Source organism: Shuttleworthella satelles DSM 14600, assembly GCF_000160115.1.
GTDB lineage: Bacteria > Bacillota > Clostridia > Lachnospirales > Lachnospiraceae > Shuttleworthia > Shuttleworthia satelles.
Window position 1 is genome coordinate 1,099,552 of record NZ_GG665866.1, and the last position, 15,311, is coordinate 1,114,862.

Below are 15,311 nucleotides of genomic sequence, written 5' to 3' on the forward strand. Positions count from 1 at the left end.
CACCAATTTTGATTCAACCGGTATCAATTTCTCTTGTCACAGATTCTATTTCATTCTCAATTTCGTTTCATTGCGCCAGCAGTGCTCTCGTCAATTTCCGGCCTCTTCTGACTCAGATCAAGCATGTCAGGCGGGCGCCGGCGTAGCGGCTTTTCTCTGCCTCCAGATCTCTCGTGTCCTCGCAGGATATTAAAGTCACCCTCTGTCCTGCCTGGCGCAGGTCATGAGCCAGATGCAGGGCCTTGACGCGCTGAGACCTGTGGTAGAGGACAAGCTGGTCCTGACCGTCCTCTTCGATCTCAAGTTCCTGACTGGATGCGGCCAGCATCAGCCGGTCGACAGAGAACGCGAAGCCGATGGCTGCGGCATTCTTGCCGAAGTAAGACAAAAGCTGATCATAGCGGCCGCCTCTGACGAAGGCCTGTCCGCTTCCGAAGGTGTAACCGGCAAAGATCAGCCCCGTGTAATATTCACTGGAGGCCAGCAGCCCGGGCTCAAAAGAGACATAGGAGTCAACTCCGTAAATTTTGAGGATCTCGTAGATCTGCTCCAATCGGTCGAATGCCTCTGTAATCTTTGGGTAGGCAGCACATCGATTCGTCAGGTCAGCCCAGTCGACAGGACTGTTGTAAATCCTTGTCATCGAGTCAAAGAGCTTCGCCAGGTCGGCAGGGACGGACTCCTCTTCCAGGTACTCCTGCAGACCGAAGCGATTGTGATTTTCAATCAGACTCTGGATCCGCTCGCGGTTGTCATCGTCAAAGCGGCAGGCATCCATAAGACCGGAAAGAAGATCGGCGTGCGTCACAGAGATCTGAAAGTCCAAAAAGCCAATGGCCTGCATCCCGCAGACGACAAGCGCAATCATCTCGGCATCTGCGTCGACGGAAGGATCCCCGATCAACTCAGCCCCAAGCTGCGTGCTCTCCTTAAGATGCCCCTGATAGGAAGAATTGTTATCGAAAATATTGCCCTGATAAGAGAGGCGTATGGCCCTGTCCTCCTCTGTGAAATATTTCGCGGCGGCCCTGGCAATGGAGGGAGTGATATCCGGCCGAAGAACCAGGGTATTCCCCTCCCGGTCAAAGAACTTGTACCAGGATTTCGCGTGGGAAGTGCCCCTCTTTGATCCGAAGACGTCAAAGAATTCAAATGTCGGCGTCTGAATGGGCTGATAGCCGAAAGAAGCCAGTCTCTTGTGCAGGGCTCTCTCAATATGCTTCTTTCTGGCCAGCTCTTCTCCGTAGAGATCTCTTACCCCCTCCGGCGTGTGTAAGATGCGGTCGTTCATCTTCCCTCCTGACTTTATCTAATTAACGCGATAACGCAGTATCATATTAAAGCTATTTTACTCTCTTAATCGCTGTCGTCAAGTTGATTCACAAGAGATCCAGGTCATGGATCCATATCATAGCGGATGGGGATTCTCACCTCTTTTGCAGATCCAAGGCCAGCTGATCCAGGTATGGGACCAGAAGGTTTCCCCTGCGGGAAAAGAAACAGTCCGCATCCAGCTCCTCCCTGCGAAAGCTCTTTCGTCCGCCCTCTTGCATGCGATTCCAGAATCGCATCATCTCCCGATATTTCATATAGTAGAACTCTTCCCTCCGGGTGAAGGAGAGCAAAAGAAAGCTGATTCCGTCCTGTCTCTCAAAATCAGTCATGAAGGCAACCTGATGCTCATGGATATTGGCCAGTGGAAAGGTATCTCCCGCGCACTCCTTGGCGTCAAAGCAGACCGGAACCCCCTGGACCAGGCCGATATAGTCTACCGTGGATTTCTGATCGAAATAGGCCAGCGTAATGTGCCGATTGGTCTTGTCAATATTGATGGGAGTAATGGGCGTCGGTATCTTCTGCACCAGAGCAAGTTGATTGTCCCGATAGACCTCATTGGTCTGATTGATATATTCCTCTAAGCCGGATCCTCTTAATCCCCTCGAATTCCAGGTCGCCATAACAGATTTATCCTATCTTTCTTTTAAGACCGTTTGTTTTTCTTTCTTTTAAGGTCGTCTGTTTTTCTTTTTTTGGGCCGTTTGCTTCCCGGTCAGGTCTGTGACTTTCGATTTTTCAATGTCCCGTCACGCGCGCACCCATCCTGTCCTGATAAAACCCGCCTGTAAATCTCTCCCTCCGGACAGATGATCTCTCTGCCATCCGGCAGTTTGATGGAATAGGAATGGAGCAGCTGGCCTCGGACCCCATATTTTCTCCTCAGGATCTGATTCCAGTGAAAATCTCCATATTTGGGATCTCCGGCGATGGGATGACCGATCGATGCCAGGTGAGCGCGAATCTGATGGCTTCGCCCGGTCATCAGATGAACTTCAAGCAGGGTCAGATCCTTCCTATGGTCAAGAGGGCGATAGGCGGTGTGTATCTCCTGCGCTCCCTCGGGCAGGTCTTCTTTCTTTTCAGAGACCAGAACCTGATTCCTGCCGACATCCTTATAGAGGTACCCGTCCAGCTGCAGCTCTTCTGTAAGGCGTCCTCTGACAATTGTGTGATAGAGCTTGATGACGCTCCGATCTCTGAGCTGTTCTGACAGATATTGCTGTCCCCGCAGGGTCTTTCCCGCCAAAATAAGCCCGGAGGTATTTCTGTCCAGTCGATTGGCGACCGAGGGGTGAAAAAGGAAATAAGACTCCCTTGTCAGCGCCCCCTTTGCGATCAGATAGGCGAGCATCTCCTCATTGAGAGAAATGTCTTTCTGTCCGGCTCGCTGGGAGAGACAGCCCGCCGGTTTATCGAGGGCAAGAATATCTTCATCCTCATAAATCACATGAACATGTCTGTAGTCGATTTCCTTCAGGGTGAAAAAGGCCTGATCCTGATGATCCCCTCCCCTCATCCGTTCAAAGGTCTCATCCGAAAAGAAAACCTGAATGCGATCGCCCTCAGACAGCAGCTCTCTTCCCTCTGCCCTCTTTTGGTTGAGGACGATATTCTTCTTGCGAAGCATCTTATAGAGAAAGGAAGTCGTAGCTGCGCGGAAGTATTTGCAGAGGAACTTGTCTAACCTCTGACCGGCCTCTTCTTTTGTGATAGAGATTTCTCTCATATTCTCTTCCCTTTTCTCTCATATGCTCTTCTGTTTCTCTGTCACTCTTCTATTTTTCTGTTGTCCTTCTATTTCCTGGTAAAGGGACATGAAGCTTGCGCAGGGAACCTGCCGGAAACAGTTTTATTGGCTCAGAATCGAGATTGCCTCCGCAAAGCTGTCAATGAAATAATCCGCCTCCCGGATTTTCTGATCACGGACAGCGGCGGAATAGGGGTCTTCAACGGCACAGACCTTCATTCCAGCGGTCCTGGCAGCTGCGATACCGGGAAGGATATCCTCGAAAACCAGACAGGACGCGGGCGAAAGAGACAGATCTCTGGCGGCCCTGAGATAAATATCCGGCGCGGGCTTCCCCCTGGAGATCTCGTCAGAGGTGACGCAGACAGAGACCAGTTGATCCAGATGGTTTCTGGAAAATGACGCCTCCACCAGGGGACGGGAATTGGAGGTGCCGATCGCCAGAGCATAGCCTCTGTCGCGAAGCATTTTCATGAACTCGATGGCGCCAGGCTTGGTCTCTATGGTCTTCTCATAGGCCTCCATAGCCATGGCATTCCAGATTCTTGTCAGCTCCTCAACGCTCTCCGCCAAATGATAGCTCTCCTTAAACCAGGCCGCCGTCTGAATCATAGACATCCCCTCGATTCTCTCCTGCAGATCCGGCCGCATCAAAAGTCCGCGGGAATTCAGGAAGTCCTCATCAATCTGTCTCCAGATATGCATGGAATCGAGCAGGGTGCCATCCATATCAAAAATCACTGCTTTTACCTGATCGAACAAGTTCTGCCTCCTCAAACAGGCCCAATATAGAGGAAGCCGACCACCATAGGATCGCCTGCGCAGCTTGGCTGCAAAAGCGAACTCTGGTGATCGGCATATATGAACTCAGCTTCCTGCCGCGATCTGCTCCTTAAGAAAAGAGCTCATCCGGGACCTCGATCGAAGCGTCCTCCTCAGCAGAAGCCTCCAGGTCAGCCGTGGCGGCCAGCTTGGAATCCGCGGATGGCTTGGCTTCGGACTTTGCCGGCCTCTCAATATGAGGGGTCTGCACCGGAACCGGGCGCAGCTCCTCACGGTTCTGCTGAATCAGATCCAGATATCCGTTCATGGAAGAGGAGAACTGCTCATCAGATGTGCGGACAGCCTCTGTCAGAGCAGTGTGGTACTGGCTGGCGTCCCGCAAGGTATTCTCTACAATGGATTGCACGCGGGAAAGCAGGTCATCGGTGTACTCAATGGCGCCGGTGCGGATACTGTTGGCATCTTCTGTCGCCTTGTCCAGCATCTCCTGCGCGTTCTTGGTCGCCACATTGACCACTTCATTGGCCTGCGCATAGGCCTGCTGCATGATCTGGTGCTCGCTCACAAGCTCATTGGTCTGAATCTGCGCCTGCGCTATGATGGCGTCCGCTTTGGTCTGCGCGTCTGCGAGAATGGCCTCCTTGTTGTTGATAATCTTCTGATAACGCTTGATCTCGTCCGGAGTCTTGCTCCTGAGCTCCTCGAGAAGAGAGTCGATCTCATCGCGGTTGACAACAATCTTGGTCGAGGAGAAGGCGGACGGCTTACAGCTGTCAATGTACTCCTCAATCTCACTGATCACATCTTCAATTCTACTTGACATCTTTTCACTCCTTATCAATATTGTATTTGCCGTAAATCAACGGAATGATCTCCGCCGGTACAAATTGACGAATGTCGCCCCCATAGGATGCAAATTCCCTTACTATTGTAGAACTTAAATAGGAATAATTCAAACTGGTTGTGAGAAAAATTGTGTCAATTTCCGGATACTCCACGTGGTTGGTCTGCGCGATCTGAAGCTCATACTCGAAGTCACTGACCGCCCGAAGCCCCCGAACTAAAAAACCGGCGTCCATGCGTCTGGCGTAGTCGATGAGCAGGCCCTCGAAGGAATCGACTTTCACATTGGGGCAGCCAGCTGTCAGCATTTTTAGCATGTCGACTCTCTCTTCCACGGAAAAGAGAGATTCTTTGGCCGAATTATTGAGAACCGCGACAATCAATTGATCAAAGAGCTTGCTGGACCGCTCGATGATATCCAGATGTCCGAATGTGGCCGGGTCAAAGGAGCCCGGATAAATTGCTGTGCGCATAGCTTACTCCAGAGACAAGAATACATGCTGATTGGTCTTGTAGCGTTTGATCCTGTCGATTTGATAGCCCAAAGACTCCGCGTAGGAAAAATCACTGTTCAGAGGGGACTCGATAATGACGATGGCATTGGCCCTGAGAAGATCTCTCAGCTGTCTTAAGACGCCCTCTTCAAAATCCTGTCCATAGGGGGGATCCATAAAGACAAGATCCGGCAGATCCCGTCGATCCCAGAGAGCCAGGGCTGAGGAGACGTCAGAGGCAATTACCTTAGCCCTCTTTTCCAGATGACATCTGCGCAGGTTTTCCTGAATGCAGGCGATAGCCTCTCTCCCCTGATCCACAAAGGAGGCTGCTCTTGCCCCGCGGCTCAAGGCCTCAATCCCCATCTGCCCGCTGCCCGCAAAGAGGTCCAGGAAATAAGCCCCCTCGACTTCATTCTGCAGAATGTTAAAGAGGGTTTCCTTTACCCGGTCCTGAGTCGGTCGAGTCTTGAGCCCCCTGGGCGTCAAAAGCTGTAATCTTCTGGCGCTGCCAGCAATCACTCGCATAGCTGATCCTCTTTCTCCTTCTCCCGGATACAATCCAAAAGAAGCTCCAAAGCGGCAGCGGTCGCCTTGTCGCGAACCGTATTCCGGTCCCCGGAGAAGGCATAGTGGCGAACCAATGTGTTGCCCTCGTAGGAACAGGATAAATAGACCGTGCCGACCGGTTTGGACTCGCTTCCACCGTCCGGCCCCGCAATTCCGGTCGAGGAGAGGCCAAAGTCAGACTGGTAGCAGACTCTGGAGCCGAAGGCCATCTCCCTGGCTGTCTGCGGGGAGACCGCTCCGAAGAGTTCCAGGGTCTCATGGCGAACCCCCAGCAGAGACTCCTTGGACTGATTGGAATAGGTGATCAACCCCTGGGAAAAGACATTGGACGCCCCCGCTACTCCGACCAATTCGGCAGATATCAGCCCACCGGTACAGGATTCACTGCTGGTGACCGTCCATCCATGGCTGACGAGATTACAAACAACCTGATCGGCGAGCTCTTTCGCCCGCGTCCTGAGCTTATTTTCCATACTATTTCTGCTCCTTTAAGACAGCCGCGTTCTGCAGCAGGTAGGTGACCAGTGAAATCAGAGTCAGGGCCAGGGCGATCCACATGAGGATGTCTCCCAGAAGGGCCCAGTAGACATTATCAAATGCCAGCACCTTGACAATGACCATCAGCATCTGAAAAACCGTCTTGAACTTGCCCCAGTAGTTGGCCGCGATTACAATCCCGTTATCAGAGGCAATCAGACGAAAACCGCTGATTATGAATTCTCTGGCCACAATGATGATCACGATCCAGGCATAGACCTGTCCGGAAACAATCAGACAGATCAGGGCGGATACCACCAGAAGCTTATCCGCCAGAGGATCCATAAATTTTCCGAAATCCGTGATCAGGTTGTACTTGCGCGCAATCTTGCCATCCAGAAGGTCTGTCAGACTGGCGACGATAAAAATCGCCGCAGCCGCAAGACGCAGTCCCTGCGACTGCCAGCCCAGAAGGTAGACTATCACGAAGACCGGAATCAGCAAAACGCGAAAGACCGTTAGTTTATTGGGAAGATTCATCCGTCGGCTCTCCTATCAGATCGTACTCATAAGCGCCTGATACGTGCGTCATAACCAGGTCGCCTGTGTGAAAGACGTCGTTTTCTCCGCTGACAAAAATATAGCCGTCAACATCAGGGGCATCCCGATAGGTTCGTCCCACATAGGCGGGTTCGTCAGCGATCTTGCCCTCGATGATCGCCTCCAAGTCAGAGCCGACCAGGGACTCATTCATGGCGAAATTGATTTTCTGCTGCTTTTCCATCACCCGGGCCAAACGCGCTTCCTTGACCTTTTGATCCAGCTGTCCGGCAAACGAAGCGGCAGGCGTATCCTCCTCCTGGGAATAGGCAAATGCCCCAAGGCGGTCAAACTGCATCTCGTCGATAAAATCGAGCAGATTCTGATGCATCTGATCCGTCTCACCTGGGAAGCCGCAGATGACGGTGGTGCGAATGGCAATGTCCGGCATGGCCTCTCTGAGCATGGCAACCTTTTTTCGAATATCGTCCTGATTGGTTCTGCGGCCCATTCGTCTGAGGATCTCGTCATCCCCGTGCTGGATAGGCATATCGATATAGTGCAGGACCTTGTCATTGCGAACCATCGCCTGAATCAGCTCCTGATCAATCTCCTCCGGATAGGCGTAAAGAATGCGGATCCAGCGCAGGCCCTCGATATCGTTCAGCTTATCCAGAAGCTCCGGCAGCATCTTCCTCCCATAGAGGTCACTGCCATAGAGAGTCGTCTCCTGGGCGACTAAAATCAATTCTCTGACCCCCTGGGAGACCAGTTCCCTTGCCTCTTTGATCAGCTTGATCATGGGGACCGACCGGTAGCTGCCGCGCAGCTTCGGAATAATGCAGTAGCTGCAGTGCTTGTCGCAGCCCTCCGCAATCTTTAAGTAGGCGTAGTGACCTGCCGTCGTCAGAAGCCGTCCTGCTTCCTCATCATCCGGAAGATCGTCAAGATCATCGATACGGGTCTGCGGCAAGCCGTCGAGGACCGCATGCAGGACAGGGACGATATCATCGTAGGAGTTGGTTCCCAGCACCCCATCCACCTCCGGGATCTGCTCTCTGATCTGCCTGGCATACCGCTGGGAGAGACAGCCTGTGGCGAGCAGAGCCTTGAGACGTCCTTTCTCTTTATAAGCAGCCATCTGCAGGATGGTCTCTATGCTCTCCTCCTTGGCTGATTCAATGAAGGCGCATGTATTGACAATGATAATATCCGCTTCCTCTTCACTGTCAGTCATGGAAAAGCCGTCGCGGTGCAGACGGGAGAGCATATGCTCCGAATCCACCAGGTTTTTGTCGCAGCCGAGGGAGACAAAGAGGATCTTTAAAGACACCCTACGCCTCCTCCAATTCGCTGCCGGCGGCATCCGTCAGATCAGAGCTCTCCTCTTCATCCTCCTCAGCCTCATCCTGGGCCTTAAGAGCGTCTCTCTTCTCCTTCTCAGCTCTGGCAGCGGCCTCCGCAGCGGTTCTGGCAGCAAGGGCCTCCTCCTCATTTAAAATCACAAGCTTGCCCTGAGCCAGCTCATGGACGGCGATCGTAATCGGCTTCATTCCCTCGGTGTTCTCTATCATGGGGCTGGCCCCGGCGATCAGCTGACGGGCGCGCTTGGCGCAGGCCGCAACAATGGTATAACGGGAATTGACCATCGGCTCCTCTCCGACCTCAACCTGATTGTTGATGATCTGCATCAGCTCCACATAAGACGGGTGGATCATCTCAAAACGCGCATCGTTCTTAGCCATTCTTACTCTTCTCCTTTCGCGAAGACCTGAAGTTCTCTCTGAATCCGGGCAATCGCCCCTCTTCTGCGGAATGTATGATTGTGTTCACTCTGAATGATCGAGTGAACCTGAGCGACAGAGTCCTCGATCTTATCATTGATTACCAGGTAGTCATATTCGTTCATGAGTCTGGACTCTCTGGCGGAAATTGCCAGCCTCTGAGCCACAACCTCTTCGCTCTCGGTTCCCCTGCCCAAAAGACGATCTCTAAGCGCCTCGGCGGAAGGCGGCGTCACGAAGAGGAGGAGGGCCTCAGGGAAGATCTTCTTTACCTGCAGAGCGCCCTGAACCTCGATCTCTAAAATGATATCCCTGCCGGCCGCGATCTCTTCCTGCACATATGCCCTGGGCGTACCGTAATAGTTGCCGTTAAAGTTGGCGTATTCCAGCAGTTCTCCGGCCGCAATCATCTGCTCAAAGGACTCTTTGCTCTTGAAAAAGTATTCCCGTCCATCCTCTTCTCCGTCCCGAATCCCTCTGGTCGTCGCTGAGATAGACAAATGGTAGGTATCCGGGTGACGACTCATGAGGTGCTTCATAATCGTCCCCTTCCCCGCTCCTGAAAACCCTGAGAGAACGATCACCATTCCGCTGTCTTTCTCTAACATCTGCCACTCCTTAATCTATATGCCACATCGATATGCTGCGCATCGACATCTGAACCTGCTCAACAGACAGAAATAATTCAATTTATTATATTCTAGGAAACAAGCTCCGTCAAACCCGTGCGGGATCGAATCAAAGCCCGTCATAGCCCGCACGGACAGTTCCCTCATCATCTCTCATTTTTCAAGTCGAATCATAACTCCATTGCTGAAGTGAATTTCCTTTGTTGAAGTGAATTTTCTTTATAATAGAGCAAAAATCAAGCATAATATAGCAATATCAAACGTTAAAATATCTCGCAGACATTCTCTTGTCGCGATTTACACAGAAAGCAGGGTGATTCTATGGCATTCGACGGATCCAGCATCCACTGCCTGGTATCAGAACTGAATCGAGAGCTCACGGGTGGACGCATCTCAAAAATCGCCCAGCCGGAGGCCTTAGAGCTTCAGCTGACCATCAAGACAGCCGCAGGCAACCGCCGTCTTCTGATATCGGCCAACGCCTCTCTTCCCCTTATCTATCTGACCGAGGAGAATAAGACCGCCCCTCTGACCGCCCCTGTCTTCTGCATGCTCCTTCGCAAGCACATTCAGGGCGGACATATTTCTTCTATTGAGCAAATCGGCTTCGAGCGCGTCATCCGCATCCGCGTCCGCCATATGGATGAGCTGGGCGACCCCGCCGAGAAGCAGCTCTACATTGAAATTATGGGAAAGCACTCCAATATCATCTTCTGCGATCAGGAGGATAAGATCATCGATGCCATCAAGCGCGTCCCCTTCTCCCTCTCCTCAGTCCGAGAGGTTCTGCCGGGACGAGATTATTTCATTCCCGCTCAGGAGGGAAGACACAACCCTCTAAACAGCAGTCAGGAGGAATTCATCTCCGCTGTCTTCTCCTCGCCCAGGCCTCTGGTCAAAGCCATCTACTCCGCCTATACGGGTTTTTCTCCGGTCATCGCCAATGAGATCCTCTGCCGGGCGGGACTGTCCTCAGCCAACAGCAGCGCGGAGCTGACAGAAATCCAGCAGATCCAGCTCTACGGCGCGTTTGACCGCATGATGACCGACCTTGGCCAGGAGCGCTTTAGCCCCTGTCTGATCAGGGATGCGAAAAGCGGCGCCCCCAGGGAATACGCCGCCTTTTGCATCAGCTTTTATCCAAAGGATACACTGGTCAGATACGAGTCTATCTCCCGCCTTTTGGTCGACTACTACGCGGGCCGCAACAAGGCGACCAACATGCAGCAGAAATCCTCGGATCTCAGGCATCTTCTGACCACTCTCCTGGACCGCAACCGCAAGAAGGAGGCCATCCAAAAGAAGCAGCTCAAAGACACTGAAAAGATGGACCTCTACCGCATCCGGGGCGAGCTGCTGCACACTTACGGTTGCAGTGCCAGACCGGGCGACAGGTCTTTAACCTGCGTCAACTACTACGACAACAAAGAGATTGTCATCCCTTTGGATCCTCTTTTGTCCGCGCAGGAGAATGCCGCCAGGTGCTTCGCTCGCTACGAGAAGCTGAAGCGAACCAAAGAGGCCTCCCTCCGCTTGATCGAGGAGACCTCTTTGGCCATCGCCCATCTGGAATCCATGCTGACTGCCCTGGATCTGGCCGAAAACAGCGCTGACCTGGAGGCCGTCCATCAGGAAATGATCCGATACGGCTACATCAAAAAGAGGGGCAATGGCAAGAAAATCCAAGGAAAGAGCAAGCCCCTGCACTATGTGACGGAGGACGGCTATGACATCTATGTGGGCAAGAACAACGAGCAAAACGACTATCTGACCTTTAAGGTGGCCACGGGCAACGACTGGTGGTTCCACGCCAAGAAAATCCACGGCTCCCACGTCATTGTCAAGAACCCTGCCGGAGGAGAAATGCCCGACCAGGTCTACGAAATTGCCGCCTCCCTGGCCGCCTATTACTCCCAGGGACGGGAGTCCGGAAGCGTCGAGGTCGACTACCTGCAGAAGAAGAAGGTCAAAAAGCCTGCCGGAGCTGTTGCCGGCTTCGTCGTCTACTACAGCAACTACTCCCTTTTAGCAAGGCCCTCCACAGAGGGCGCCAGGCTTGTCGATTGAAGGGATCTTTTCCGGGGAAAAACTTGAATCGGCCTCATGAGATTCTTCTTTTCCCCTTTCCCTGCGGATTCGTGCAGACTTCCTTCCCTTACAGGTTCGTGTAGACCTCCTGCCGTCTGCGCTCTAAAAAGCTGCGAATCCCCGCGTGCTCCTCAAAGACCAGCCTGGGATCTGCCTCCAGGATTTCCTTGCTGTCCTCGGAAGCCATCTGCAGGACATCGGCGTCCTGGTAGATGTCCGCGATCTTAAAGTCCAGGTCTCCGGACTGTCGAATTCCGAAGAAGTCGCCCGGGCCGCGCAGCTTCAGATCCTCTGAGGCGATGGCAAAGCCGTCATTGGAGTGCACCAGAATCTCCAGGCGCCTGGAGATCTCCTCTGAATCCGAGGAATCAATGAAAATGCAGTAGGCCTGATCCGCTCCTCTTCCCACGCGGCCCCTGAGCTGATGGAGTTGGGCCAGCCCGAAGCGGTTGGCATTTTCAATAAGCATAACGCTGGCATTGGGCACATTGACACCAACCTCGACAACCGTCGTGGAAACCAGGACCTGAATCTTGCCGGAGGCGAAGTCCTCCATCACCTTGTCCTTGTCTTTGGACTTCATGCGCCCGTGCAAAAGACCGACGGTGATCTGATCCCCGTAGAAATCCTTCAGTGCCTGCGCATAGTCCATGACATTTTCATCCTCGCTGACATCGGAGGCCTCTATCAGAGGGCAGATCACATAGGCCTGGCGGCCGGCCAGAACCTCTCTGGCCACAAACTGCCAGGCGCTTTTCTTTTTATCCGAGCGAATGATGGCGTTCTTGATCTTCCTGCGGCCAGAGGGCAGCTCCCGTATCACAGACAGATTCATATCTCCATAGAGAATCATGGCCAAGGTTCTGGGAATGGGGGTCGCGGACATGACAAGAACATTGGGCGACTGACCCTTGGAGGCGAGGATCTTTCTCTGTCTGACCCCGAAGCGGTGCTGCTCGTCCGTCACCACCAGAGCCAGATCCCTGAATTCGACCGTTTCCTGAATCAGGGCGTGTGTTCCGACGATAAAAAGGGCATCCTCCTCTGAGATCCTGGACTGGATTTCCCTCTTCTCTTTGGCTGTCGACGCGCCGGTCAAACATACCACAGAGTAGGGCAGCGCATACTCCTGGCAGAGTCTGATAAACTCTTTTTCGTGCTGTCTTGCCAGGACCTCGGTCGGGGCCATAATGACAGCCTGAAAGCCATTCTCCAGGCAGGCCAGCATCGCCAGAAAGGCCACGATCGTCTTACCGCTCCCCACATCGCCCTGAATCAGCCTCTGACTGACCAGGGGCGCTGAGAGGTCTCCCAGAATATCAGCCAGAGCCTTCTTCTGTCCGGGAGTCAGGTCAAAAGGCAGTCTTTCCTTGACATCTTCCATCTGGGCCGTCTCTGTGATCGGATGCCGGTTTTCTTCCGGGGCCTCATCCAGGCGGTTTCTCCCCAGCTCCAGAAGGAAGAAAAAGAACTCGTCGTAGACCAGGCGCTTCCTGGCTCGCAGCAGATGATCAAAATCGATGGGAAAGTGAATCTGCTTTAATGCCCACTCATAGGAGGCCAGCTGATTGCCTTCCAGAATCTCCTGCGGGAGATATTCTCCCAGGCGGATACCACTGTCAAAGACGGTTTGAACCGCCTTCTTGACGTTGTTATTGGTCAGCCCGCCGGTCAGACTGTAAACCGGCTGTGGCTGCTGCATAAGGGCACTGTACTCGTCCGGACTGTAGATCTGAGCCTGGGATATTTTGAGCCTTTCCCCCTCCGCTTCCAGTTTTCCATAGAAGACATAGGCCTCTCCGACCGCGAGCTGACTTCGGATATAGGGCATGCGAAACCAGACCAGGTCCAGAGACCGATCCCCGAAAAAGGCGGTCGCAAGAGTCACATCCATGCGCCGCCCCTTCCTGACTTTGGCCGGACTCTTGAGCCTGGCCAAAAGAGCGACGGACGCGCCGGGCTTTAAGTCCCCGTAATTGGACAGGGGCGGATAGACCTGATAGGACCTCGGGTAGTGCAAGAGAAGGTCGCCCACCGTGTAGATATCCAGTTTTTGGTAGAGTTTCTCTGTCTTCTCCCCGATCCCCTTAAGGTCACGGAGTCTTTCCATGTAATCCATTCTGTCTCTCCGCTTTTTTGTCCTGTCTGCGTTTTTCTTCAATAAATTATTGGCATATCATTGGCATTTTTCTCTCAGAGACGAAATCAATGATTAAAAAGAGCCGGCCGACATACACCGCGGATGCACAGAAGGTAAAAAACGCGATATATGCCGGTCGGCTCTGTATTACTTATTTCTGTCCAGGGAAGGACTCACGCGACACTGTAATACCCATTTCTGTCTGAGGAAGGTCTCACTCGACACTGACCACATAGCAGTATACAGGCTGCCCGCCGTTCTGGACCTCGACTTCGACCTGGGGATGACGCTGGCGCGTCTGCTCGGCAAGGGCATTGGCGTCCTCTTCACTGGCATCCTGTCCAAAATAGATGCTGATGATTGAGGACTCTTCATCCACCATGGCGTCGATCATCTGATGAAAGGCCCGGTTCAGATCCGCGTCAACGGAAATGATTCCATCATCTCCGATCCCCATAAAGTCTCCCTGGTGGATCTGCTTATTGTCAATCAGAGTATCCCGGACCGCATAGGTGATCTGCCCGGTCTTAACCAGAGCGATCTCTTCCATCATGCGGTTCTGATTATCCTCCAGAGACTGATCCGGAATAAAGTTGATCATAGCCGTAATTCCCTGTGGAACCGTCTTCGTGGGAATGACGACAACCCTCTTGTCCTCGGTCAAATCTGCCGCCTGCTTCGCGGCCATGATAATGTTCTTGTTATTGGGAAGAACGATAATATTTCTGGCATTGGTCTTCTCGATCGCGGAGAGAATATCCTCCGTAGAGGGATTCATGGTCTGCCCTCCGGTGATGATGTGGTCGCAGCCCAGCTGGCGGAAGACATCATTCATTCCCTCTCCGACAGAGACGGCAACAAAGGCGATTTCTTTGGCCGATTCAGCCGATGATTCACTGCAAGAAGACTCTTTTTTCTCCTCTTCGGCTCTCTCCGAAGAAGCCTGCTCTGTCAGAGCCTCTTTCCCCTCCCTGGCCTGAACTGTCTTGGAGTTGGGATTGGAGTGCAGATGAACCTGATGCAGGACACCGTAATCCATGGCAATCGAGATCACCTGACCGGGATCATCACATTCGATTTCAACAGAAATGGAATTGGCATTGCCGGTCACCTGGCATTCCCTGCCCTTCATGATCTTATGCCTCAGGTCAGAAACCTGATCGCCTGTGACAAGCATGGCAGAGACGACCTTGAAGCGAAGGCGATAGGCATAGGCCGCCTCCGTCTGAATCTCAACGGCCTTCGCCTCTACTTCACCTCCTGAGAGAACAATAAAGGCGCCTTTTAAGACCTCGATCAGGCCCTGTCCGCCGGAATCGACAACACCGGCCTGTTTTAAGACGGGAAGCATATCCGGGGTCTGGGCCAGAACACGTTCGGCTTCCTTGATGACAGCGTCGGAAAATACCAGAACGTCGTCCGTCTGCGCCGCCATCTCAAGGGCCTTGTCAGCGGCGGCTCTCGCCACGGTGAGAATCGTACCCTCCTTTGGCTTCATCACAGCTTTATAAGCGGTCTCACAGGCTCTTTGCATGGCCTCGCAGAGGATCTGAACATTGAGTTCGGAATAGTCCCTGCTGATCTTGCAGAAGCCTCGAAAGAGCTGGGATAAAATAACGCCGGAATTACCCCTGGCGCCCCGGAGGGAACCGGAGGAGATGGCCTTGCAGATATCCTTCATGGCAGCTTCGCTGCCGAGTTCTTCTACCGCATGCGCGGCTGACGCAATCGTAGCCGTCATATTCGTTCCGGTATCACCATCCGGGACAGGGAACACATTCAGCTCATTGATCCATTCCTTGTGATTGTCAAGGTTGGTTGACGCACCGAGAAATGCCTTTGCAAGAAGCCTGGCGTTGATCGTCTTCATTTCCACCT

The 15,311-nt window shown here is 53.0% G+C and carries 15 protein-coding genes; 1 reads left to right on the forward strand and 14 read right to left on the reverse strand.

Features of this window, described 5'->3' with window-relative positions:
* Positions 1–112: 112 nt before the first annotated feature.
* From hisZ to gmk, 12 genes are all read right to left on the reverse strand, one after another.
* Entirely contained in the window at positions 113–1,291 is a 1,179-nt protein-coding gene (gene hisZ / locus GCWU000342_RS04950; RefSeq protein WP_006906198.1) for an ATP phosphoribosyltransferase regulatory subunit, read from the reverse strand.
* A gap of 136 nt (positions 1,292–1,427) precedes the next feature.
* A complete protein-coding gene (locus GCWU000342_RS04955) occupies positions 1,428–1,958 on the reverse strand; it encodes a Holliday junction resolvase RecU (protein WP_006906199.1) in 531 nt (176 codons plus the stop codon).
* A gap of 92 nt (positions 1,959–2,050) precedes the next feature.
* The gene (locus GCWU000342_RS04960) at positions 2,051–3,064 is read right to left on the reverse strand and encodes an RluA family pseudouridine synthase (RefSeq protein WP_006906200.1); all 1,014 of its coding nucleotides are present in this window, start codon (positions 3,062–3,064) and stop codon (positions 2,051–2,053) included.
* A 123-nt stretch (positions 3,065–3,187) separates the two neighbouring features.
* Positions 3,188–3,847 (reverse strand): HAD family hydrolase, encoded by a 660-nt coding sequence (locus tag GCWU000342_RS04965; RefSeq protein ID WP_242649974.1) that lies wholly within the window; start codon positions 3,845–3,847, stop codon positions 3,188–3,190.
* Positions 3,848–3,977: 130 nt separating this feature from the next.
* A complete protein-coding gene (locus GCWU000342_RS04970) occupies positions 3,978–4,691 on the reverse strand; it encodes a hypothetical protein (protein ID WP_006906202.1) in 714 nt (237 codons plus the stop codon).
* Positions 4,692–4,695: 4 nt separating this feature from the next.
* The gene (coaD, locus tag GCWU000342_RS04975; RefSeq protein ID WP_006906203.1) at positions 4,696–5,184 is read right to left on the reverse strand and encodes a pantetheine-phosphate adenylyltransferase; all 489 of its coding nucleotides are present in this window, start codon (positions 5,182–5,184) and stop codon (positions 4,696–4,698) included.
* 3 nt (positions 5,185–5,187) lie between these two features.
* Positions 5,188–5,733, reverse strand: a complete 546-nt coding sequence (gene rsmD / locus GCWU000342_RS04980) for a 16S rRNA (guanine(966)-N(2))-methyltransferase RsmD (RefSeq protein WP_006906204.1) — start codon at positions 5,731–5,733, stop codon at positions 5,188–5,190.
* Complete coding sequence (locus GCWU000342_RS04985; protein WP_006906205.1) at positions 5,724–6,248, reverse strand: CinA family protein; 525 nt, start codon at positions 6,246–6,248, stop codon at positions 5,724–5,726. Before GCWU000342_RS04985 ends, rsmD begins: the two co-directional genes overlap by 10 nt.
* A gap of 1 nt (position 6,249) precedes the next feature.
* Entirely contained in the window at positions 6,250–6,792 is a 543-nt protein-coding gene (pgsA, locus tag GCWU000342_RS04990; protein ID WP_006906206.1) for a CDP-diacylglycerol--glycerol-3-phosphate 3-phosphatidyltransferase, read from the reverse strand.
* Positions 6,776–8,125 (reverse strand): 30S ribosomal protein S12 methylthiotransferase RimO, encoded by a 1,350-nt coding sequence (gene rimO / locus GCWU000342_RS04995; RefSeq protein ID WP_006906207.1) that lies wholly within the window; start codon positions 8,123–8,125, stop codon positions 6,776–6,778. Before rimO ends, pgsA begins: the two co-directional genes overlap by 17 nt.
* A gap of 1 nt (position 8,126) precedes the next feature.
* Positions 8,127–8,537 (reverse strand): DNA-directed RNA polymerase subunit omega, encoded by a 411-nt coding sequence (gene rpoZ / locus GCWU000342_RS10170; RefSeq protein WP_006906208.1) that lies wholly within the window; start codon positions 8,535–8,537, stop codon positions 8,127–8,129.
* Between the two features lie 2 nt (positions 8,538–8,539).
* A complete protein-coding gene (gene gmk / locus GCWU000342_RS05005) occupies positions 8,540–9,184 on the reverse strand; it encodes a guanylate kinase (protein WP_006906209.1) in 645 nt (214 codons plus the stop codon).
* A 342-nt stretch (positions 9,185–9,526) separates the two neighbouring features.
* Here gmk and GCWU000342_RS05010 point away from each other — a divergent pair, with 342 nt between their 5' ends.
* Positions 9,527–11,272 (forward strand): Rqc2 family fibronectin-binding protein, encoded by a 1,746-nt coding sequence (locus GCWU000342_RS05010; protein WP_045000332.1) that lies wholly within the window; start codon positions 9,527–9,529, stop codon positions 11,270–11,272.
* Between the two features lie 88 nt (positions 11,273–11,360).
* Here GCWU000342_RS05010 and recG read toward each other — a convergent pair whose 3' ends face one another.
* A complete protein-coding gene (recG, locus tag GCWU000342_RS05015; protein WP_278081332.1) occupies positions 11,361–13,454 on the reverse strand; it encodes an ATP-dependent DNA helicase RecG in 2,094 nt (697 codons plus the stop codon).
* 193 nt (positions 13,455–13,647) lie between these two features.
* The gene (locus GCWU000342_RS05020; RefSeq protein WP_006906214.1) at positions 13,648–15,303 is read right to left on the reverse strand and encodes a DAK2 domain-containing protein; all 1,656 of its coding nucleotides are present in this window, start codon (positions 15,301–15,303) and stop codon (positions 13,648–13,650) included.
* Positions 15,304–15,311: the final 8 nt, after the last annotated feature.

Bases quoted from the DNA above. Each gene is read 5' to 3' on its own strand.
- hisZ (WP_006906198.1), bottom strand. From the start codon at position 1,291: ATGAACGACCGCATCTTACACACGCCGGAGGGGGTAAGAGATCTCTAC.
- pgsA (WP_006906206.1), bottom strand. From the start codon at position 6,792: ATGAATCTTCCCAATAAACTAACGGTCTTTCGCGTTTTGCTGATTCCG.
- GCWU000342_RS04970 (WP_006906202.1), bottom strand. From the start codon at position 4,691: ATGTCAAGTAGAATTGAAGATGTGATCAGTGAGATTGAGGAGTACATT.
- GCWU000342_RS04955 (WP_006906199.1), bottom strand. From the start codon at position 1,958: ATGGCGACCTGGAATTCGAGGGGATTAAGAGGATCCGGCTTAGAGGAA.
- gmk (WP_006906209.1), bottom strand. From the start codon at position 9,184: ATGTTAGAGAAAGACAGCGGAATGGTGATCGTTCTCTCAGGGTTTTCA.
- coaD (WP_006906203.1), bottom strand. From the start codon at position 5,184: ATGCGCACAGCAATTTATCCGGGCTCCTTTGACCCGGCCACATTCGGA.
- rpoZ (WP_006906208.1), bottom strand. From the start codon at position 8,537: ATGGCTAAGAACGATGCGCGTTTTGAGATGATCCACCCGTCTTATGTG.
- GCWU000342_RS04985 (WP_006906205.1), bottom strand. From the start codon at position 6,248: ATGGAAAATAAGCTCAGGACGCGGGCGAAAGAGCTCGCCGATCAGGTT.
- GCWU000342_RS05020 (WP_006906214.1), bottom strand. From the start codon at position 15,303: ATGAAGACGATCAACGCCAGGCTTCTTGCAAAGGCATTTCTCGGTGCG.
- GCWU000342_RS04960 (WP_006906200.1), bottom strand. From the start codon at position 3,064: ATGAGAGAAATCTCTATCACAAAAGAAGAGGCCGGTCAGAGGTTAGAC.
- GCWU000342_RS05010 (WP_045000332.1), top strand. From the start codon at position 9,527: ATGGCATTCGACGGATCCAGCATCCACTGCCTGGTATCAGAACTGAAT.
- rsmD (WP_006906204.1), bottom strand. From the start codon at position 5,733: ATGCGAGTGATTGCTGGCAGCGCCAGAAGATTACAGCTTTTGACGCCC.